This window comes from Saliniferula longa, assembly GCF_050789285.1.
In the GTDB taxonomy this organism is placed as follows: domain Bacteria; phylum Pseudomonadota; class Alphaproteobacteria; order Rhodobacterales; family Rhodobacteraceae; genus CAVPWP01.
Genome location: NZ_JBOUVX010000001.1, coordinates 351422 through 372462 on the forward strand (window position 1 = coordinate 351422; position 21041 = coordinate 372462).

Sequence of the window (21041 nt, forward strand, 5' to 3'; positions counted from 1 at the left end):
GAGCGCCGGAGTTGGCCGGGGCGGCATGGCGTGGCGTCTGCCTTGAACCGCGGCGCAGACAGCGATCCCCGGGGCAGCGCCGGCGTGCAAGACGGGCGGAAACCGGCCCGCCCACGGGACTGCGGTGGTGCAGGCCGTATGGAAACGCGGTATGCTTTCCCTCGAAGGAGCTACAGATGACACGCCAGATCGTTACCGTGCTTGCCCTGCTGCTGACCGTGTCGGGGTGGGGCGCCGCTGCCGCGCCCAATGGATGCCCGCCGGGCCTGGCGAAGAAAGACCCGCCCTGCGTGCCGCCCGGACTTGCCAAACAGGGTGTCGACACCGACGACAGGTTGCGGCGCGGGGATTACTATGACCGCGACTACGACCGCATCCGGGACTGGGATGCCTATGATCTTCCCTCGATCGGCGGCAACGAAGGCTACTACCGGAACGGGCGAATCGTGTATCGCGTCGACGAGCGGACGCGGCGGGTTCTCGACTGGATCGAACTGACCGACGAGATCCTGCGGAACTAGCGTCGCGCAAGCCCCCGGGTCGCCAGCCCTTGCACTCCGGCCTGCCGGAACGCACGTTCCCTTGGGCCGAACGAAGACGCGGGCGCCCGCTCGCGATGCCGTGGTGGGCGTCTTACCGCGACGCACGGCGAGCAGCCGCCTGTCCCGTTCGCGGAGATGCGTTCAGGGCCGCCCTATCCGCCGGATCCCCCCTTTCCATCCGTGCATGAAATTTGGCGCGAACTGTCAAGCGGTGGGCTTCGGCGTCCACTACGGTTTTCCAAACGCGCAGCGAAACGGAGGAAACCGCCGTGCCCAAAGCATCCATCCTGATTCCCGTCCTCGCACTTGGCGTCTCGCTTCCCGTCGCAGCAGCTTACGCGCAGGCCGCCGACAGCTCGGACACGCCCGGTATCGCCGCCGCGAACGGCCCCTTTCCCGGCGACCTGAACGTCATCGCCGACCAGTGGGAATGCGTTCAGTCCCTCGACACGCCCGGCTACTTCAAGTCGCTGAACGGGGCCGAAGTGGCCGACTCGACACGCAGCCAGACCTATCCCTGCGCCACGTTTCTTGGCTCGATGGACGGCAACAACACCGTCTACGGCTGGCGGAGCGAGGGCGACTATCAGGGTGTTCTGTTCATGAACAACCGCCGCCCGGGCGAGCTTTATCTGACCGGTGGGAACAACCCCCCTCCGCAGGGCGTGGTTCCCCCCGGCCCGTTCGTCGCCAAGGTCGACGCGACGACCGGAAGCGAGATCTGGCGCACCTACCTCGAGAACGGAAACGTGTCGGGCAACTGGGTGGGCGCGGCGAACCTGAACATCCTGCCAGACGGGAACATCCCGGTCGCGTTCGGCAATACCCTGGTGAAGCTTGACGGCGACACCGGGCTGATCCTTCAGCACCTTTCCATCCCGCGGGCGGCGCCGGCCGAAGGCAGCAACTACAAGCACATGACCATCGCGCCCGACGGCACGCTCATCATCAAGAACCAGACGCGGGCAACGCCCTGCGACATCCAGGGCACGCTGGCCGCGTTCCAGTGTCCGGGCGGCGTCGCGGCATCGCCGGGGTCGACGGTTCATGCGGTCGACCCCGAGACCTTCGAGATCCTCGCAAGCGTCGATCTTCCCGAGAATACCGTCACCCCCCATACGATCACCCAGCGCGACGGGCAGATCCTGATCTACGCCCCCGGCGTGAAGACCTTCTTCCGCCTCGTCTGGGATCCCGAGGCGAAGACCCTGACGCGCGACGATCGCTGGTCGACCGACGCCTATCTGGCCGAGGGCCAGACCTCCGGCGACGCGCCCGGCATCCTCGGCGACTGGGTCGTGGTTCAGGTCAACGGCCTGCCCACGACCAAGGCGGCCTCGGCCATCGTGGCGATCCACCAGGATGACTCGACGCGGATCGTGCGGCATTTCCCCTTCGGCACCGACCTGCCCACCGGGCAAAGCTGGGCCCCGCCGAAGGCGGCCGTCGATGTCGAGAACAGCATGGTCTTCTCGGCCGACCAGAACATGATGAAGATCGGCGGGATCAATTTCGACCAGGCGACCGGCGAGATGACGACCGCCTGGGAGATCGACGGGGCGACGACGGCCTTGCAGGCGCTTTACGGACCGGCGGACCAGCGCGTTCTGGGCACCGCGCGCGCCGCGCCGGGCACGACGTTGCAGGACCTCAACCAGACCTCGAACCCGCCCTACAAGCAGCAGGCGATCTGGCTTGACGCCAAGACCGGAGCGCTTCTGGCCGCGTCCGACTTCGTCGAGCCGATGAACTTCAACACCCTTCTTTCACCCGGCTTCGGAGGCCGATTCTACTACATGGTCGACACGGGCTTCTACGTCTTCCAGCCCATGCCGACGCGCAACTGATCATGTTGCATCACTGAGGAAACTCGTCATGACTCTCAACCTATCCACTACGCTTCGCACCCTTGCCGCCGCGTCTGCAACGGCTCTCCTTCTGACCCCTCTGGGCGCGGCAGCCGAGGAGCCCGAGCTTCACCTTCTTTTCGTGCAGGGCTCGAAGTCGATGCAGGCCGACACCGAGGAAATGACCCTGCGCCTTGTCGGCGTCACCGGGCAGACGGTCTATTTCAGCGACCGGCCGCAGCGCGTCGCGGGCGTTGTCGAAACCACGAAGTTCGTCGAGCACTGGGGCACGGGCGACGACAGCTTCGCGACGAACCCGCCGAATGCCACGATAGCGGTCTATGACGAGGCGGCCGAGAAGAACCGCGCGGCCGTCATCGTTCTGACCGACCCGGTGCTCGACGGGGCCGACCTTGTCTACAGCTACCAGCTTCTTGGGGGCGAGATGCCGGCCGAGGGCGGCGCGACGGGCCTCTTCATCGACACGTTCGGGCCGGGCGGCGGCGTCGGGGCGACCTATCACGGCGCGGGCGTCGGGGCCCGGGGCCCGGGTGCCGCCGGCTGGGCGGGCGTCGCCGTGCGCGACTGTGCCGCCGACGACGATTGTTAAGCGAGAACAAGCCAGACCAGTAACAGGAGGGAATCATGACTTCACTTGATCTACGCGCCTTGGCGCTTGCGCCTGTGATCGCGGTCCTCGCGACGCAGGGTGTCGCCTTCGAACCGAAACCGGTCGAGCCCGTCACCCTGACCGATGTACGCGGCATGCGGTTCTGCGAGTTTCTGCTGGTCTTCGACGACCATGTGGAGATCTACAACACCTCTGCCTCCGCCGGCTGCCCCGATGACCTCTGGTCGACGCTCGATCCGGCATCTATCGCGGCCGAGCATGGCGCAAAGGCCGCGCAACTCAACGGCCCCAAGTTCTGGGCCATGGACGAGCAGACCGTCGGCTTTGGGGAGACCCAGACCTTCGGCGGGATCGAGGCACGCTACGCCGCCTCGCTTCCCATAGCGTCGCTTGGATCGGGAAAGGGCGCAGACCCCTACGCGCCATACGTCACACAGAAGAGCCAGAACATGGTCTTCCAGGCCGGGAATCCGGTTTACGAACTTGTCGACTCCGATGGCAACGTGTTCGTCATGAACGCCTACGGCGACAAGGTCGAGGGCGGGGATCCCGCCAACCTCGCGACTCAACTGACCCTTCCGGATGGATGGACGTTCCAGGTTTCCACACCCGACAGCGACCTTGTGATCGATCAGAAAATCGACACGCCGTCGAAGATGGTGGGCGACGATTTCGACCAGTACTATTCGATGATTGACGAGAGTGCCGGATGACAGACCGTTGTAAGTCGTGGATCGTCGGCGCGATCCTTCTGGCCGCGACGTCGGCGACAGCGCCCGATGCCCGGGCGCAAACTCAAACGGACTCTGCCGCCGCATCCGCGACTTACTCCGGATATCGTCAGACGCCCACGCTTGAAGGCCCCGACGGCGTCGTCACGCAGCTGGACGAAGGGGATGTCCGCACGCAGCCTGTGCTGAGCTTTCCCAAGGTCGAGGCGTTTTTCCAGCCCTTCTTCGACTGGAAGGCGCGGATCAACAAGGACTACGGGCTGAAGCTTCAGTTCAGCTACCAGGTGCTCTACCAGGGAACGAACGAGGACGTTCCCTACACAAGCTCGACCGCCGGCCGCGCCCAGATCCAGGGCGCGTGGACGCTGGTCGATCGCGGGGGCAAGAACCCCGGCCTTCTGACCTTCCGGCTCGAGAACCGCTACACGATCGACAGCGAGATCCCCCCAAGCCAGTTCGGGTTCCAGTTCGGCAGCCTGACCCCGACCGGCGGCGGCTTCAGCGACTTCGGCTTCGCATGGACCGAGCTTGCGTGGCGTCAGACCCTGATGGACGGGAAGTTCAAGTTCATCGTCGGCAAGATCAGCGCGACCTCGTGGTACAACGGCTACGCCCTGTCCTCGCCCATGACCGGGTTTCAGAACACCGGACTGCAAAGCAGCCTGACGAAGCCCGCGCCGGGCCGCGGCATCGGCGGCGGCATCGGGTATCAGTTCAATCCGAACTTCGTGATGGTCGCCGGCGTCCACGACGCAAACGCCAAGACGGCCGACAATCCCTTCGACACCATCCACCTCAAGGAGTTCTACTATTCGACCGAGTTCCGGTGGTACACGACCACCCCCGACCGGTCGAAGTGGGACCAGGTGCGCGTGCAATTCTGGTACCAGGACCCGCTGGAAGAGAAGGGCACGCCGGCCGGCTACGGCATGACCTTCGCGGCCAGCCACCTGTTCCAGGACCGCTACATGCCCTTCATCCTTGGCGGCATCTCGAACGGCGAGGCGAGCACCTTCCAGCGCGACCTGATCGCGGGCCTCGGGATCGGCTTCGACACCGTCCACCGCACGGCGAGCGATGTGCTGGGCGTGGCCGTGGGATGGGGCGACCCCTACGCGCCGCAACTGCGCGAACAATACACGGCGGAGGCGTTCTATCGGTTCCAGCTGGTCCAGCGTGTGGCGATCACACCTTCGGTCCAGTACGTGAAGAATCCCTCGGCCAATCCGAACCGGGACGACGCGTGGCTTTGGGGGCTTCGCGCCCGTGTCACGTTCTGATGCGAAGACGGAGGGCCCCCAGGCCGCGCGCGATCGGGCGCCGGGCACGAAGGCGAATTGCCTTCGCATGAGGACTCTTCTACCCTTGGCCAGACGGCGTACGGGACGACGCCGCCTGCGCGAAGGTATCGAAGATCACATGCCAAGAACGATCCCGTTGATCCGGGCGGCGAACCTCTTTCCGATCGTTCGATGGATGGAGGCCAACCAGGTGGACGCGGCCGCGCGGCTTGCGGCGGCAGACCTGTCCTATTGGTATGCCCTGTCGCCGCTGGACCCAATCCCCGTTCTGAATGGGCTGGCCGTGCTGCGCGACCTGACGACCGGCCATGGACCGGACGTCGGCGCCCTGATTGTCGACCAGGGGACGGTGCGTGAACTGGGCATGCTGGGCGGTGTGGCGCTTGGCGCAAGGACGCCGGCCGAAGCCATGCAAAGGGTGGCCTTCGCGCTTCCCCTGCATTCGACTCACGAACAACTCCGGGTCGAGCGCCGCGACGGGTATCTGACGATCACGCACGCGTTCAGTATCCCCGTGGCGGCGGACGCCCAGCACGCCGTGCAGATCCTGTTTTCCAGCATGATCCAGCAGCTTTGCCGCTTCACCGGCATGAAGCCCCCCCTGATCACCCGGATCGAGGCGACCGCGCACCCGGAGCACGGTCTTGAAGGCTTCGCGCGTCGATTCGATGCCGAGATCGCCGAGGCGAAGTCGTCCGCCCTGACGCTTTGGATCAAGGACGATGTCGCCATCAACCCCTTCCGCACGGTCGCGCGAGATCGTGCGGCAACCACCGACCTGCGCTCGATTCCACCCCTTGCCGAGGAAATGACACTGTCGGGCACGCTGCGTTCGGTCATCAACGTGATGCTCCACGACGGGGTGCCGAGCATCGAGCGCGCGGCCGACGCCGGGGGAATGTCCGTGAGAACCTTGCAGCGGCGACTTGCCGAAGATGGAACCTCGTTCACCGAGCTGCTGGATCTGGAGCGCCGGAAGGTCGCCCTGCGCCTGTTGGGCGACGCCGACGCAGACCTGGGCGCGCTGACCCTTCGGCTGGGTTACTCGGCGCCATCGGCGATGAGCCGCGCGATCAGGCGTCTGACCGGATCAAGCCCGTCACGCATCCGGGGCTACGGGTAGACGCAGCCTTGGCGTCAGGTTTTTTGGCGCGGAAAGATAAACGTTTCGCGTCAGGCTAAGATAGGACCGTAGTGCCGATGCCGCCGCATGAGCGAAAGGCCACCACTCCGACGGGAACCGCGAACAGAATGATTGCAGGACATACAGGGAAGGGGTCGGTGAGACCTCACAAGAACCGGCCTCTCTCGCTGTCTTCCGCAGTCTTCTTGGGCATTCTCGCATCGTTCTCCGGGCAGGCATCGGCCCAGGAGGCCGTGACCGACGACCCGCAGGCCAGCAGTGCCGCTCCTGCGGAGGACAGCGACAGCGTGGGCTTCGGGGCAGGGTCCTTCGTGGCGGTCCCAATTCCGGTCAACGATCCGACGTTCGGAACCGGGCTGGTCTTGGGCGGCGGTTACCTGTTCAAGGCCGACGAAGGGTCCAACACAAGCTTCATCGGCGGGGGCGTGTTCGGCACGAACGAAGGAAGCCGGGCCGGCGGGATCGGCGGAAGCTTCTCGTTCGACGACAAGCGCTACAACCTGTTCGGGTTTCTCGGCGCTGCGGACGTGAGCTACGATCTTTTCATTCTCGGCGAGCCGGTGCGTATCGAACAACAAGGCGTCGCCTTCCAGGGGCAGTTTCGGTACGGGTTTTCGGATACCCTGTCTGCCGGGGTCTCGCTCCGCTATCTTGAAAGCCAACTCTCCGGCGTGAACGGAACGGAGCTTCCAGAGCAGATTCAAGATCTTACGGACATCTCGATCGCGACGGTCGGGATTGTGGGCCAGTGGGACACACGCGACAACACGTTCTATCCCACCGCAGGCAGCTTCCTCGACTTCGAGGTGACGTACAACGAACAGTCCGGCGGGCGGAACCTGACCTACACGCGTTCCACCATCGGCTATGACCACTTCTGGTCACTTGGCGAACGCTCGGTCATCGCAGCCCGCGTGGCGGGCTGTGGCGTGCAGGACAAGGCGCCGTTCTTCGACACCTGTCTTCTGGGCTCGGAGATCCGCGGTTTTTCGCTGTTCGAGTTCTACGGCGACCAGATGGTGGCGGCGCAGGCCGAGTATCGCGGACGCTTCAACGAGCGTTTCGGCTATGTCGCCTTCGCCGGTCTTGGAGATGTCCGCCGCAACATCCTTTCCCTCTCGCTCGACAGCGGAACCCGCTACGCAGGTGGTGTCGGCGGGCGACTTCGGGTGTCCAAGGAGTTTGATCTCGACGTCTCGCTCGATGTCACCTACAACGACAAGGACGAGAGCTACGTCTATTTCTACGTCGGGCAGTCCTTCTGACCGACGACCCGACTGACGGTTCACATCCATTACCAAGCAGTCCGCTCTGCCGGATGAGCGCGGTGCGCCTACCGGGTTGGCCGTGTCGCGCGCCGGGGCGTTCGCGGTCCGGCCCTGCAGGTCGCGTGTTTGCGGACGGACCCGTTCATGGGAGTGATGAAATGTTCAACTGAGCCTTGGTGGTAGTGAGACTCACGCAACTGGCTGAAGGAACGGATGGATGATGAAGCGCATCTTGCTGTGCACGATCTTGATCTACGCCCCCACCGTCGCATCGTCCGAACCCATCGCGGTCAATCCGGACAACTTCGTGCGCGCCGAGTCCGACCTTTACTTCGGAAATACGGTCGCCAACGGCGGGTTCGGACGCTTTGACCACACCCGCGAGCCTGCGCCGATCGACAAGCAGACGGTGATCCGGCTGAACCGCGACACGATCTATTCCGCTGCCGTCTTCGATCTGGACGCCGGGCCGGTGACTATCACCAAGCCCGACTCCGGCGAACGCTACATGTCGATGCAAGTCATCGATCAGGATCACTACACCTTCGACGTCGTGCACGAACCCGGACCGTTCACGCTGACCCGCGAGGCCGTCGGCACGCGCTATGTCATCATCGGAACGCGCACCCTCGTGGATCCGAACGACCCGGAGGACATGGCCGCCGCGCATGCGCTGCAGGACGCCATCAAGGTCGAACAGGACGACGTGGGCACCTTCGACGCGCCGGAATGGGACAAGGCGAGCCAGGACAAGGTGCGCGCCGCGCTTCTGGAGCTGGCCAGTATGATGCCGGATACCCGCGCCATGTACGGCAGCCGCGACGAGACGGAACCCGTCCGTTTCCTCATCGGGGCCGCGCAGGGCTGGGGCGGGCTCGCCGCGACGGAAGCGCTCTACCTCAACGTGGTTCCCGAGCGCAACGACGGCGAGACGGTCCATCTGCTTCGGGTCGACCCCGAAGCTGTGCCGGTCGGCGGCTTCTGGTCGGTAAGCCTTTACAACGCAGAGGGCTACTACGTCGAAAATGAATACGACGCCTACACCCTGAACAACATCACGGCAGAAAGGTCCCCGGACGGCCTGGTCGTCATCCAGTTCGGAGGGTGCGACGGCGTCATCGCGAACTGCCTTCCCACCCCGCCGGGCTGGAACTACATGGTCCGCCTTTACCGGCCGTCAGAGGCGATCCTGAACGGCAGTTGGACCTTCCCCGTGGCCGAACCCGTGGAATAAGCGGCGCGCCGCGGCACGTGGGCCCGCCGGTCTTGCGGCGGAACGCGCGCGGTCTTCGGGGATGAACACGACCTTGCCCCCGATGTGGAGGGGGGCGGGCCAGGGCACTGCCCGTCCCGATCGGGACAGGTCAACAGCAAAGGACACGTGATGAAGCGGCGCACATTTCTGCAGGCTGGCGCATCGGCAATCGTTCTTCCGATGCCTGCCCTCGGTCAATCGAACGGCGAAGATATCGGCGCGCTTGCGCGCGAGGCCTACATCTACACTTATCCGATGGTAGAGAACTATCTCTCGATCTACCAGTTCGCGCTCGACCCGACAGGAGACCAGTACAAGGGGCCCCCGAACGCCATTCACAACGTGGCCCGCGTGTTCACGCCCGAGGACCGCGGGGTGGTGACGCCGAACTCGGACACACCCTATTCCTTCCTGATCATGGACCTCCGTGCCGAGCCGCTGGTCGTCAGCTTGCCGCCGGTCGAGGCGGATCGGTACTACTCCCTGCAGATTGTCGATCTTTACAGCCACAACGTGGACTATGTCGGCACACGACTGGACGGCAACGGCGGCGGGAACTTCCTGATCGCCGGTCCCGGCTGGACCGGAGAGGCGCCGGAAGGGATCGTGCGGACGATCCGCATTCCGACGCAGATCGTCTATTCCCAGTTCCGCACCCAGCTTTACGATGACGCCGATCTCGACCGGGTTCGCGAGATCCAGGCGGGTTACGGTGTCCAGCCGCTTTCAAGCTTCGTGGGCGCCGAGCCTCCGCCTGCGCCGCCGGCTGTCGACTGGCCAAGGATCAGCCGGGACACCGCGCAGCCGGACTTCTGGTCCTATGCGAACTTCCTTCTTCAGTTCGCGCCACCGCTTCCCTGGGAGGAAGAGGTGCGGAACCGCTTCGCCGCGATCGGGGTCGCGCCGGCGATCGGCTGGCCGGCAACGGATTTGCCTGATGACCTGCGGTCCACCGTGGTCGAAGCCGGCGATGCGGCGCTCGTCGAGATCCAGGAGACGCTTCTCAGGGAGGTCACGTCCTCGCGCGGTCTCTTCGGTTCGCCCGAGGCGATGCGCGGAAAGTACATGCAGCGCGCGCTTGGGGCGATGGGCGGACTCTACGGTCTTGAGGAAGACGAGGCCCTTTACGAAACCTACCTGCTCGACTCGGAAGGGAAGCGGCTCGACAGCTCGACGCATGACTACGTCATGCGGTTTGATGCCGACGCGCTGCCACCCGCCGGCGCGTTCTGGTCGGTGACGATGTATGACGGCGAGAAGTTCCTCGTCGACAATCCGCTGGACCGATACCTGATCAACTCGGGCATGCTCGACCGACTGACGACCACCGATGCCGGAGAGATCATCCTCTATCTCCAGAAGGACAGTCCCGGTCCCGACCTGGAAAGCAACTGGCTTCCCGCCCCGGACGGGGAGATGGGGGTCGTGATGCGGATCTACCTGCCCGATGCCTCGGCGATCGAAGGAAGCTGGAGACCGCCCGCGATCGAGGTCGCCGGCGACAACTGAGGACCATGGCAAAGGCACGCGGACACGGTCGCGCGCAGGTACGGCAGTGCCATGCCGGTCCGGGCCCAGGGGGCGCCGTCTTCGCCATGCGTTTCGCCGTCCGACGAGCCATACAGCCTTCGCGGACCAGCGGGTTCGGCCACAACAGGTCACGGGCTTCACGCTTGTGACCGGACGGCATCTTTTGTGCACGAGGACGCGTTCGGATTGCTCGGACCTGACCGGGGGTGAGTCTCCGCCGGCCGGGTGGGGGGCCTGCTCAGTGCGGTCACAGTCGACCCCTTGGCGCGCCCAACGATTGTGCAGCGCGCGAACGGAGGGCGTGTCGCCGTCGCATCGTCGACAAGGCCCTTGACTATGGCCGTGGCACCAGCATCCTCGAAACACAACTTTCCGGTCGATCGTGACCGGCGGGCATTCGGGCCCCGCATCGCCTCCGGCTTCCGGGGGACAAGATGCGGGGCATTTTCGTTCTTGGGGGACGAAACGTGCGACCAAGCGTCGAGATTGGGGTGCTGTTCTCCCGCTCCGGCAGCTATGCGCTGATCAGCGAGGCGTGCCGAAAAGGCGCGCTGTCGGCGGTCGACCTGGTCAATGCCGACGACCGCTTCCCCTTCCGCCTTGTCGCCGTCGAGCGCGACCCGCGCGGGAACGTCGATCAATATGGCCCGCTTTGCGCCGAGATCCTCACCCAAAGCGCCGCGCGGCACATCGTGGGCTGCGTCACCTCGTGGAGCCGGAAGGAAGTCATCCCCACACTCGAGAAGTGCGGCGGCGCGCTTTGGTATCCGTGTCCGTATGAAGGGTTCGAGGCGTCGGACCACGTGGTCTATACCCACGCCTGTCCCAATCAGCATCTTCTGCCGCTTCTGGCCTGGGCCTTCCCGCGTTTCGGGCGGAAGGTCTACCTGACCGGGTCGAACTACATCTGGGGGTGGGAGATCAACCGCGTCGCGCGCGACCGGGTTCTTGCCGCCGATGGTGCGGTGACGGGCGAACGGTATCTGCCGATCGGCGACACCGATGTCGCGCACATCATCGAGGAACTGAAAGCCGTGCGTCCGTCGTTCGTGCTGAACTCGCTGATCGGACCGTCGGCTTACGAGTTTCTCAAGGCATACAAGGCACTTGGCATCCAGGACGCGCATTTCCGGCCGGACGTCTGCCCCGTCCTGTCCTGCAACCTGACCGAATGCGAACTGGGCGTGCTGGGCGACGCGGGGGAGGGGCTGATCTCGGCCGGGCCCTACTTCCGGCAAGAGGACGGGGCCTTCGGCTCGTCCTTCGAGGCCGCAAGCCACGATGCGGTACGGACCATCGCGCTGCGGCTTGCCGCCCACGCCGATCCCTCGGCGGCCCGGCTTCCGGAGCTTTTGCAGAGGCCGGTCGAGGGCGGGCTCGCGATCGATCCCGAGACCCACCACGTCACACTGCCGGCCCTGATAGCCCAGGTGCGGGGCGGTCGGTTCCGGGTGCTCGACACTCATCCCAGCGTGGCGCCCGACCCCTATCTGTCGCGGCCCGACCGTCAGCCGGCGACGACCGGTCCAGCCTTGCGGGTGGTGACATGAGACAGCGGCTGAGCATTCCCGATCTCGGCGGCGCGAAAGCGGCGATCCTTCACCGGCCGCATCCCACGGTGACGGCCCTTTCACGCCAGCTTGTCGCGATCGGCCTCGAGGTCACCGACCACTGGCCGGATCTGCCGTCCGCCGCGTTGGGCGCCGACTACGTCTTCTTCGACGCGGACATGGGGCATGACGGCCAGTTCCCCTGGGCTCCGGGGGCGGCGCCGATGCCAATGATCGCGCTGATCGGGTCAGAGGCGCCCGGACGCATCGAATGGGCGCTTTCGGCGGGGGCGGCCGCGCAGCTTCTGAAACCGGTCGGGGACCATGGCGTCTATTCCGCCCTGCTGATCGCGCGGCAGGCCTTCGAGGCACGGCGCGCGCTGGGGGCGGAAGTCAACGACCTTAAACGCCGGCTTGCAGATCGCCAGACGGTCGTTCGCGCGGTCACCCTGCTGGCGGCACGGGGCAAGTCGGAAGACGAGGCCTATGCGCAACTCCGCCAGATCGCCATGGCGTGGCGCGAAACGATCGAAATGGCGGCGCACCGCATCGTCGCGCAGCACTCGGGAGGGGAGGGGCCGGATGGTCGACGCAAGCCTTCCTGAGACCGCGCCCCGAAGCGCGTGGTCGCGTCTTCTGCGCCGGAAGCTGGCGCTTCTCGGCCTGTTCCTGATTGCCGTCACGGTTCTTGGCGCTCTCCTGGCGCCCTATCTCACGAAGTTTCGTCCCGACGAGCAGCTTTTCGACGGGCTGACCCTTGAAGGGGCCCCCTTGCCGCCGGGCGGTGACTTCCTGCTGGGCACCGACCTGCTTGGGCGGGATCTGTTGACGCGGATTCTCTATGGCGCCCGCACCTCGCTGGTCATCGGGGTCGCGGCCAACGGGCTCGCGCTGATCATTGGAACGCTCGTCGGGGTGACCGCCGGGTATTTTCGCGGCTGGATCGGCAGCGTGCTCATGCGCTTCACCGATCTGATGATGGCGTTCCCGGCACTGTTGCTGGCCATCTGCCTGGCGGCGATCTTCCAGCCGTCGCTCTGGATCGTGGCGCTGGTGATCGCACTCGTGAACTGGGTCCAGACGGCGCGGGTGATCTATACCGAGACGACGTCGCTGGCCGAGCGCGAGTTCATCGCCGCCGAACGCGCCATCGGCGCCGGCCACGGGCGCATCCTGTTCCTGCACATCCTGCCGCATCTGATGCCGATGATCATCGTCTGGGGCACGCTCGGCATCTCGACGACGGTGCTTCTCGAGGCGACGCTGTCCTATCTGGGGATCGGGGTGCAGCCGCCGACGCCGTCGTGGGGCAACATCATCTTCGAGAACCAGACCTACTTCCAGGCGGCGCCGTGGCTCGTGTTCTTCCCCGGCATTGCCATCCTGCTTCTGGCCTTGTCGTTCAACCTGGTCGGCGACGCCCTGCGCGACGTTCTCGATCCGACGCAGAGAGGGCGCGACTGATGGCGGCCTATCTTGCGCGCCGCCTCATCCAGGCGGCCCTGATCCTTCTTGGGGTCTCCTTCATCACCTTCTTCCTGCTCTACGCGCTTCCGGCCGACCCGGTGCGCCAGATCGCCGGCAGGTCGGCAACACCCGAGACGGTCGAGAACATCCGGCGGCAGCTTGGCCTCGACCAGCCCTTCGCGGTGCAGTACTGGCGGTATCTCTCGGGTCTGGTCCAGGGCGACCTCGGCCGCTCGTACCTGCAGAAGTCGCAGGTGTCCGAGCTGATCGCCGCGCGACTTCCGGCAACGCTTCTGCTGATGGCGGGGGCGATCGTCTGCGAGCTGACGCTGGGCTTGACGATGGGGGTCGTGGCGGCCATGCGGCGCGGCACGGCGGCCGACAACTCGCTGATGATCGCCAGCTTCGTCGGTGTCTCGGCGCCGCAGTTCGTCGTGGGATTGCTTCTTCTCTACGTCTTCGCGGTCAAGCTCGGCTGGTTCCCGATCGGCGGCTACGGCACCTTTGCGCACCTCGTCCTGCCATCTCTCACGCTGGGGATCCTCGGTGCGGGATGGTACAGCCGCATGATGCGCTCCTCGATGATCGAGGTCCTTCGCCAGGACTACATCAGGACCGCCCGCGCCAAGGGCCTGATGCGCAGGCGCATCCTGTTCCGCCACGCGCTTCCGAACGCAATCCTACCCATCATCGCGATGATTGGGATCGACATCGGCGTCTTCATGGGCGGGATCGTCGTCGTTGAAAGCGTTTTCGGCTGGCCGGGCATCGGTCAGCTCGCCTGGCAGGCGATCCAGCGCGTCGACATCCCGATCATCATGGGCGTCACACTGGTTTCGGCCTGCGCGATCGTGCTCGGCAACCTTCTTGCCGACCTGATCACGCCCTTTATCGACCCCCGGATCAGGGTGCGCTGATCCAAACCCACCAACCGACAGGAGCGAAAGATGAAACGACTGCTTGCCTCCACCGCACTTCTCGCCGCGCTGGCCATGCCCGCGCTGGCGCAGGACTACACGCCCGACCCGAACGCCAAGCCCGGCGGCGGGATCGTCATCACCTACAAGGACGACGTTGCCACGCTTGACCCTGCGATCGGCTATGACTGGCAGAACTGGTCCATGATCAAGTCGCTGTTCGACGGGCTGATGGATTACGTGCCCGGAACGACCGAACTGCGTCCCGGCCTTGCCGAAAGCTATGAGGTGTCGGACGACGGCATGGTCTTCACCTTCAAGCTGCGGCCCGGCGTCCTGTTCCACAACGGCCGCGAGATGACGGCCGAGGACGTGAAGTACTCGCTCGACCGCGTGACCAACCCCGAGACCCAGTCGCCCGGCGCGGGGTTCTTCGGCTCGATCCTGGGCTATGACGCGATGGCCGATGGGTCGGCCACGACGCTGGACGGTGTCGAGGTGATCGACCCCTCGACCGTCCGGATCACGCTGTCGCGGCCCGACGCCACCTTCCTGCACGTCATGGCGCTGAACTTCGCCTCGATCGTCCCGAAAGAGGCGGTGGACGAATGGGGCACCGATTTCGGCAAGCATCCGGTCGGAACCGGCGCCTTCAAGCTGGCGGAATGGACGATCGGCCAGCGGCTTGTCTTCGAGAAGAACGCGGACTACTGGCGCGACGGCGTTCCCTATCTCGACACGGTGACCTTCGAGGTCGGGCAGGAACCCATTGTCGCGCTTCTGCGCCTTCAGAACGGCGAAGTCGACGTGCCCGGCGACGGCATCCCCCCGGCGAAATTCGTCGAGGTCATGTCCGATCCCGAACAGGCGGCACGTGTCGTGGAAGGCGGGCAGCTTCACACCGGCTACATCACGCTGAACGTGAACATGCCGCCGCTCGACAAGGTCGAGGTGCGCAAGGCCGTCAACATGGCGATCAACAAGGACCGGATCGTGCAGATCATCAACGGCCGCGCGGTGCCGGCGACCCAGCCCTTGCCGCCGTCGATGCCGGGCTATACCGACGGCTATGCGGGCTATCCCTACGACCCCGAGGGCGCCAAGGCGCTTCTGGCCGAGGCGGGCGTTCCCGACGGGTTCGAGACCGAACTCTACGTCATGAACACCGACCCCAACCCGCGCATCGCGCAGGCAATCCAGCAGGACCTTGCCGCGATCGGGATCAAGGCGGCGATCCAGAGCCTGGCGCAAGCCAACGTGATCGAGGCGGGCGGCGCCGGCACGGCGCCGATGATCTGGTCGGGCGGCATGGCCTGGATCGCGGACTTCCCCGATCCGTCGAACTTCTATGGTCCGATCCTGGGCTGCGCGGGCGCGGGCGACGGCGGCTGGAACTGGTCGAAGTACTGCAACGATGCGCTCGACGCAGAAGCGACCGAAGCCGACAGCTTCACCGACCCCTCGGCATCGGCCCGGCTCGAGATGTGGTCCGATGTCTATCAGAAGGTCATGGAGGACGCGCCCTGGGTGCCGGTGTTCAATGAACAGCGCTATACCATGAAGTCGGCGCGCATGGGCGGTGACGACGCGCTTTATGTCGATCCGGTGTCGATCCCGGTCAATTACGACTACGTGTACGTGACCGAGTAAGGCCATGTGCAAGGCCTGCGACTATACGATCCATTCGGCGCAGCACCACTTCGGCTGGGACAACTCGCTTGCCCCGGCCGAACGGGTGGCCCCCGGATCGACGATCCTGTTCCAGTGTCATGATTCCTCGGCGGGCCAGCTTGGCCCGTCGTCGACCGTCGCCGACGTGACCGCTCTCGATTTCGGCAAGATCAACCCGGTCTCGGGCCCGATCTACGTCGAGGGCGCCAAGCCCGGCGACGCGCTGAAGATCACCATCGAAAGCTTCGCCCCGCAGGCGCGGGACGGGGCCGGCTGGGGGTGGACGGCCAACATTCCGGGGTTCGGACTGCTGGCCGACCAGTTCACCGAGCCGGCGCTGACGCTGTGGCGGTACAATCCCGCCACGATGGCGCCGGCGCTTTGGGGCACGCAAGGCAAGGTGCCTCTCAAGCCCTTCGCGGGGACCATCGGCAACGCGCTTGCCGAGCGGGGCCTGCACTCGATCGTTCCGCCCCGGCGCACGGGCGGCAACATGGACATCCGCGACCTGACCGCCGGGGTCACCCTGTGGCTGCCGGTCGAGGTCGAGGGGGCGCTGTTCTCGGTCGGGGACACCCATGCGGCGCAGGGGGATGGCGAAGTCTGCGGCACGGCCATCGAAAGCCCGATGGACGTGGTGCTTACGCTCGAGCTCGAGAAGGACGCAAACCTCAGGACCCCGCGCTTCTCGACCCCGGGGCCGGTCACCCGGCATCTCGACGCCAAGGGCTATGAGGTGACGACCGGAATTGCCCCGGACCTCATGCAGGCGGCGCGGGATGCCGTGGCAAGCATGGTCGACCTGCTTTGCGCCACCCGCGGCATGTCCGCGGTCGACGCCTACATGCTGGTGTCCACCTGCGGGGACCTGCGGATCTCCGAGATCGTGGATATGCCGAACTGGGTGGTCAGCTTCTACTTCCCGAGGGTGGTCTTCGAGTGACCGAGACCGCCGCGATCCTGCCCGGGGCCGAAACGGCCCCGGGCGACCCCGTTCTTTCGGTCGACGGGCTGACCGTCTCGGTGCGGACCGAGGCGGGCCTTCATCCGCTCGTTGAAGGGCTGAGCTTCGAGCTGAAGCGGGGCGAGACGCTGGCCATCGCTGGCGAAAGCGGGTCGGGAAAGTCCATCACCTCGCTTGCCATCATGGGCCTTCTTCCGCCCCCGGCGGTGCGCGTCACGGCTGGGCGCGTCAGACTTGGCGGGACCGATCTTACCCGGCTTGGCGACGAGGACATGCAGAAGATCCGGGGCGACAGGATCGCCATGATCTTTCAGGAACCGATGACCTCGCTGAACCCGGTGATGACCATCGGAACCCAGCTGGTCGAGGCCCTTGAAGCGCACGAACCCCTGACCCGCGCGGAAGCGAGGGTGCGCGCGCTGGCCGCGCTTCAGGCGGTGCGGCTGACGGACGCCGAACGGCGCATGCGCCAGTATCCGCACGAATTGTCCGGGGGGATGCGCCAACGCGTGATGATCGCCATGGCGCTGGCCCTGCGTCCAGATGTGCTGATCGCGGACGAGCCGACGACAGCCCTTGACGTGACGGTGCAGCGCGAGGTGCTTGAGCTTTTGCGCGACCTTCAGCGGCAGACCGGCACCGCGATCATCCTGATCACCCACGACATGGGGGTGGTCGCCGAAATGGCCGACCGTGTGATCGTCATGCGCGCCGGGCGCATGGTGGAACAGGGCGACGTCCGGCAGATCTTTCACGCCCCTCGCGCAGCCTACACGAAAGAGCTGCTGGCCGCCGTGCCCCGCATGGGCCGGGGGGAAGGGGGCGTCCGCCAGGCCGAAACCCCGCCGATCGCGCGCGTGGCCGACCTGAGGGTCGTCTACGACATCCGGGGGGGGCTGCTTGGCCGGGTGACACATCGCGTGCACGCCGTGGCGGGTGTCGGTTTCGAGATCCGGCAAGGCGAAACCTTCGCCCTTGTCGGCGAATCCGGCTGCGGCAAGTCAACCATCGCCAAGGCGATGGCCGGCCTCGTGCCCTTCGCCGGAACGATCGAGATCGGCGGTCTGCGCCTGGGTGGCAGCGCTGCCGATGCGCAGGCCGTGCGGCGCATGGCGCAACTCATCTTCCAGGATCCGATGGCGTCGCTCGACCCGCGGATGCGCGTGGGGAATCTGGTCGCCGAGCCGCTGGTCATTCACCGCATCGGGTCGCCCGCGGAACGGCGGGAGAAGGTGCTCGACCTGTTCGAGCGGGTCGGGCTTTCGCCCGAGCACGTCAACCGCTACCCGCACGAGTTTTCGGGCGGGCAGCGCCAGCGCATCTGCATCGCGCGGGCGCTGGCCCTCGGTCCCCGACTGATCATCGCGGACGAAAGCGTGTCGGCGCTCGACGTGTCCGTGCAGGCGCGGGTTCTGGCGCTCTTGCGGGCGCTGAAGGACGAGTTCGGGGTCGCCTATCTCTTCATCAGTCACGACATGGCCGTGGTCGAGAACATCGCCGACCGGGTCGCCGTCATGTATCTGGGCCAGATCGTGGAGCTTGGGACGCGGGCCCAGGTTTTCGGGAATCCCCGGCATCCCTACACCCGCCGACTGATCGACGCCGTGCCAATTCCCGATCCCGAGCGCCGGCGTCCGGCCCGCCCCGCGCTTGCGGCGGAAACCCCAAGCCCCCTCTGGCCCGCGGCAGAGACGCCGCCCGCCTGGCCACTTTCGGACATCGGCGGCGGTCACCTTGTGAGTTCGTGGGGCGTCGCCGAGGGGCGCTGAGCGTACCGAAGGGTTGCGGCATGTCCGCTCGAATGCCGGTGCGGGGAGTGCGACGCTCAGGAGTCCGACGCTCAGGAGTCCGAACGGCCCGAGGCGTGGACGTCCTCGGTGGCCTTTACCCCCCTGGAATGGCGGCGTCCGGTCTCGGTCATCACATAGACCATGACCGATCCTGTCCAGCTGAACGTGAACAACCCGGAGATCGCGATCATCGCCCCGATGAGACGCCAGGCATGCGGCAGCTCGACATTTGCCTCGCCCAATGTGGTGTACGAATCCAGCACGAAATAGAAGGTGTCGCGGAACCCGCTGATCAGTCCAAACCACCAGATCGGGATAGCCCAGATCAAGGTTTCGACCAGGTGCACGCTCGCCAGCAGTGCGATCGTCACGCCTACCAGCAAGCTGACGCGCCATTGCGCCGTATCGGGGCCGAACCGTGCAAACCGGACCGCGAAGATCTTGGAGACGACGCCGATGCACCAGCCATGCACCGCGATGAGCAATACCAGAACAATAAGCCCGAAGCCGAGTTCGGCGATCAGCCCGGGATCGTTCAGGCCCGACGCCACGGTCGTTCCGACCGTGTTTAGGACGGGATCGACCGCGTCCTTGACTATGCTTTCGTCTGTCATGGTGACACCGTTTCCGGGACTGCATACCCTGTCTGTGTGCCAATGCGCAACGTGTAGGCGCCGTCCCCGGCGAAACGCCGGGTGAGCCCAACCTCGTGGTCGCCGGGCGCCGCAACCATCGCGCCGATCTGCGCCGCGCGCCCGGCCGGGTCAGGTGACGGACGAATGCCGGCTGTTGACGCCCGCTTATGCGTTCATCCAGCGTTATCGCTTTCGGGTGAGGAGGCTCTCGACCAGTCCAGGCACCGTTTCGACAAGGTCATCCGGAACGCCGTCCCGCCCGAAACGACCGACGAAAAGACGCAAGGGCCCCCGGATCGAGTTCTCGCGCATCTCGCGCTCGCGGAAAAGCCGAGTGGAGACGTAGGTCAACTGGGTGAGAAGCGCCCGTGCCCGCGCCGTCGTCAGGGCCATGGTCAGCGCACGCGCTCGAAAGGACGGCTTGATCGGATCCGCGAAGATCGGTTCAAGCACCATCGTCGCCGGCCGCACCTTGAAAAGCTCGGCACGCGCGGCCGAAAGCGCTGGCCAATCCCCCGCCGCAGAGAGCGTCTGGCATTTCATGAACATCGTGTAGACATGGAACTCGGACCCGTAGCTGCTCAGACGGGCGGCCTGATCCAGGCTTGTCACCGCCTCCTGAATTTTCCCGGTGAACGCCCGCAGTTGCCCCACGATGGCGAGACAGGACGCGATTTCAGTGCTCGAGCGCAGTCCATCTTCGGCGAGTTCGATGGCGAGATCCTCGTAACCGCGGTCGAGGAAGTAGAGAAGCTTCGCTGCCATGATTGCCTGCGTCGGATCGCGGATCACGTCGGGAAGCGCCGAAAGCACCAGCTCCTCGATCCGGTCCTCGTCCGCGCGGCAGGTGGCCTTGCCCTTGAGGAAAAGATCCCAGCCAAGCAGGATGTACTTCGAGTGAAGATGCGTGGCGTAGAAAAGCTTGAGCGCGGGGTCGTCGGGGTTTTCCTCAAGCAGGCGCCGGAGCCGCTGATCGTTGACCGCCCACGAGGCGTTGTTGCCGACCGGCAGGCCGGCCGCATCGTGCATGGCCACCGGAAGGGGGGAATCCGGCTGGCGGGCAATCATCGTGCGCCACATCTGCGCGATCAGGCTGCGTGCCGCGTCCTCGGCCTCGTTCCGTCTGCGGCGGTCGTTCCAGGGGTCGTCGATCTGACGCCTTGCAATCGCGTGGATCGCGTCTGTGGCCGAGTCCCGCGCGGTCAGGATGCATTCGAGACCATGGGCATCCACGAAGAACGTGAGTTCGACGCGCTCCTGTCGTCCGGCCGGTGGTGGGCCCGCCAGGTCGGGGCGGTACACGGCGGTCTTGCCCTCGGGCAGTTCGCGTTTCATCGCGTCGAACACCGCACCCGCAAAGCGGCGCGCACATTCAGCGAGGGTCCCGATGCCATCGAGGCCGCGCAGGGGGCCGACGACGAGATCGGCCTCGAGCGGCGCGTCGGCCCGACTGCTGTCAAGCCATTTGTATCCTTCGCCGTATCTCGTGACGATGAAGCGGGGGGTGGCAGGGTCGTCCCCGAGTTTTCGCCTTATGCGGCTGACGACGTAGTCGATGTTGCGGTCGCTCTTGCTCGAACCTTCTCCCGATATCGCGTCAAGAAGCTGGTTGCGCGTGACGATCCGACCCGGCTTCTCGGCAAGGCAGCGCAGGATACCGGCTTCTGAACGCGTGAAGACGATCTCGGAGCCGTCCGCACGTTTCGCGCTGGCGAAGTCCGGCGTGAAGATCACCTGATCCGGTGGTCGCTCTTCGTCCATCAGTCCTTGGCCCCGCATGAAACCGGCTCGATGTTCC

The 21041-nt window shown here is 65.5% G+C and carries 18 protein-coding genes; 16 read left to right on the plus strand and 2 right to left on the minus strand.

Annotated elements, in window-relative coordinates; translation table 11 throughout:
- Positions 1 to 176 precede the first annotated feature (176 nt).
- The 16 genes from ACRDNQ_RS01600 (at position 177) to ACRDNQ_RS01675 (ending at position 18587) form a co-directional block, all read left to right on the plus strand.
- Positions 177 to 521 (plus strand): excinuclease ABC subunit A, encoded by a 345-nt coding sequence (locus ACRDNQ_RS01600; protein ID WP_431826871.1) that lies wholly within the window; start codon positions 177 to 179, stop codon positions 519 to 521.
- A gap of 290 nt (positions 522 to 811) precedes the next feature.
- Entirely contained in the window at positions 812 to 2389 is a 1578-nt protein-coding gene (locus ACRDNQ_RS01605) for a hypothetical protein (RefSeq protein ID WP_431826872.1), read from the plus strand.
- 28 nt (positions 2390 to 2417) lie between these two features.
- Entirely contained in the window at positions 2418 to 2999 is a 582-nt protein-coding gene (locus tag ACRDNQ_RS01610; RefSeq protein ID WP_431826873.1) for a hypothetical protein, read from the plus strand.
- A 35-nt stretch (positions 3000 to 3034) separates the two neighbouring features.
- Positions 3035 to 3733 carry a hypothetical protein gene (locus ACRDNQ_RS01615; RefSeq protein ID WP_431826874.1) on the plus strand — a complete coding sequence of 233 codons (699 nt, stop codon included), beginning with the start codon at positions 3035 to 3037 and terminating at the stop codon, positions 3731 to 3733.
- Entirely contained in the window at positions 3730 to 5031 is a 1302-nt protein-coding gene (locus ACRDNQ_RS01620; protein WP_431826875.1) for a carbohydrate porin, read from the plus strand. The genes ACRDNQ_RS01615 and ACRDNQ_RS01620 overlap by 4 nt, the downstream gene beginning before the upstream one ends.
- A 139-nt stretch (positions 5032 to 5170) precedes the next feature.
- On the plus strand, positions 5171 to 6175 hold the full coding sequence (locus ACRDNQ_RS01625; protein ID WP_431826876.1) for a helix-turn-helix domain-containing protein: 1005 nt from the start codon (positions 5171 to 5173) through the stop codon (positions 6173 to 6175).
- A 254-nt stretch (positions 6176 to 6429) separates the two neighbouring features.
- Positions 6430 to 7461 carry a BamA/TamA family outer membrane protein gene (locus ACRDNQ_RS01630; protein ID WP_431826877.1) on the plus strand — a complete coding sequence of 344 codons (1032 nt, stop codon included), beginning with the start codon at positions 6430 to 6432 and terminating at the stop codon, positions 7459 to 7461.
- Positions 7462 to 7681: 220 nt separating this feature from the next.
- On the plus strand, positions 7682 to 8698 hold the full coding sequence (locus ACRDNQ_RS01635; RefSeq protein ID WP_431826878.1) for a DUF1254 domain-containing protein: 1017 nt from the start codon (positions 7682 to 7684) through the stop codon (positions 8696 to 8698).
- 150 nt (positions 8699 to 8848) lie between these two features.
- Positions 8849 to 10228 carry a DUF1254 domain-containing protein gene (locus tag ACRDNQ_RS01640; RefSeq protein ID WP_431826879.1) on the plus strand — a complete coding sequence of 460 codons (1380 nt, stop codon included), beginning with the start codon at positions 8849 to 8851 and terminating at the stop codon, positions 10226 to 10228.
- Positions 10229 to 10716: 488 nt separating this feature from the next.
- Entirely contained in the window at positions 10717 to 11799 is a 1083-nt protein-coding gene (locus ACRDNQ_RS01645) for a transporter substrate-binding protein (protein WP_431826880.1), read from the plus strand.
- On the plus strand, positions 11796 to 12404 hold the full coding sequence (locus tag ACRDNQ_RS01650; protein ID WP_431826881.1) for an ANTAR domain-containing response regulator: 609 nt from the start codon (positions 11796 to 11798) through the stop codon (positions 12402 to 12404). The genes ACRDNQ_RS01645 and ACRDNQ_RS01650 overlap by 4 nt, the downstream gene beginning before the upstream one ends.
- The gene (locus ACRDNQ_RS01655; protein ID WP_431826882.1) at positions 12382 to 13263 is read left to right on the plus strand and encodes an ABC transporter permease; all 882 of its coding nucleotides are present in this window, start codon (positions 12382 to 12384) and stop codon (positions 13261 to 13263) included. The genes ACRDNQ_RS01650 and ACRDNQ_RS01655 overlap by 23 nt, the downstream gene beginning before the upstream one ends.
- Positions 13263 to 14183 (plus strand): ABC transporter permease, encoded by a 921-nt coding sequence (locus ACRDNQ_RS01660; protein ID WP_431826883.1) that lies wholly within the window; start codon positions 13263 to 13265, stop codon positions 14181 to 14183. Before ACRDNQ_RS01655 ends, ACRDNQ_RS01660 begins: the two co-directional genes overlap by 1 nt.
- A 30-nt stretch (positions 14184 to 14213) precedes the next feature.
- Positions 14214 to 15833 (plus strand): ABC transporter substrate-binding protein, encoded by a 1620-nt coding sequence (locus ACRDNQ_RS01665; RefSeq protein ID WP_431826884.1) that lies wholly within the window; start codon positions 14214 to 14216, stop codon positions 15831 to 15833.
- A 4-nt stretch (positions 15834 to 15837) separates the two neighbouring features.
- Entirely contained in the window at positions 15838 to 16797 is a 960-nt protein-coding gene (locus ACRDNQ_RS01670) for an acetamidase/formamidase family protein (RefSeq protein WP_431826885.1), read from the plus strand.
- On the plus strand, positions 16794 to 18587 hold the full coding sequence (locus ACRDNQ_RS01675; protein ID WP_431826886.1) for an ABC transporter ATP-binding protein: 1794 nt from the start codon (positions 16794 to 16796) through the stop codon (positions 18585 to 18587). Before ACRDNQ_RS01670 ends, ACRDNQ_RS01675 begins: the two co-directional genes overlap by 4 nt.
- A gap of 71 nt (positions 18588 to 18658) precedes the next feature.
- Here the strand turns inward: ACRDNQ_RS01675 and ACRDNQ_RS01680 are convergent, their stop codons facing one another.
- Together ACRDNQ_RS01680 and ACRDNQ_RS01685 are read right to left on the minus strand one after the other, a co-directional pair.
- A complete protein-coding gene (locus ACRDNQ_RS01680) occupies positions 18659 to 19222 on the minus strand; it encodes a hypothetical protein (RefSeq protein WP_431826887.1) in 564 nt (187 codons plus the stop codon).
- A gap of 204 nt (positions 19223 to 19426) precedes the next feature.
- The gene (locus ACRDNQ_RS01685) at positions 19427 to 21004 is read right to left on the minus strand and encodes a winged helix-turn-helix domain-containing protein (RefSeq protein ID WP_431826888.1); all 1578 of its coding nucleotides are present in this window, start codon (positions 21002 to 21004) and stop codon (positions 19427 to 19429) included.
- Positions 21005 to 21041 lie beyond the last annotated feature (37 nt).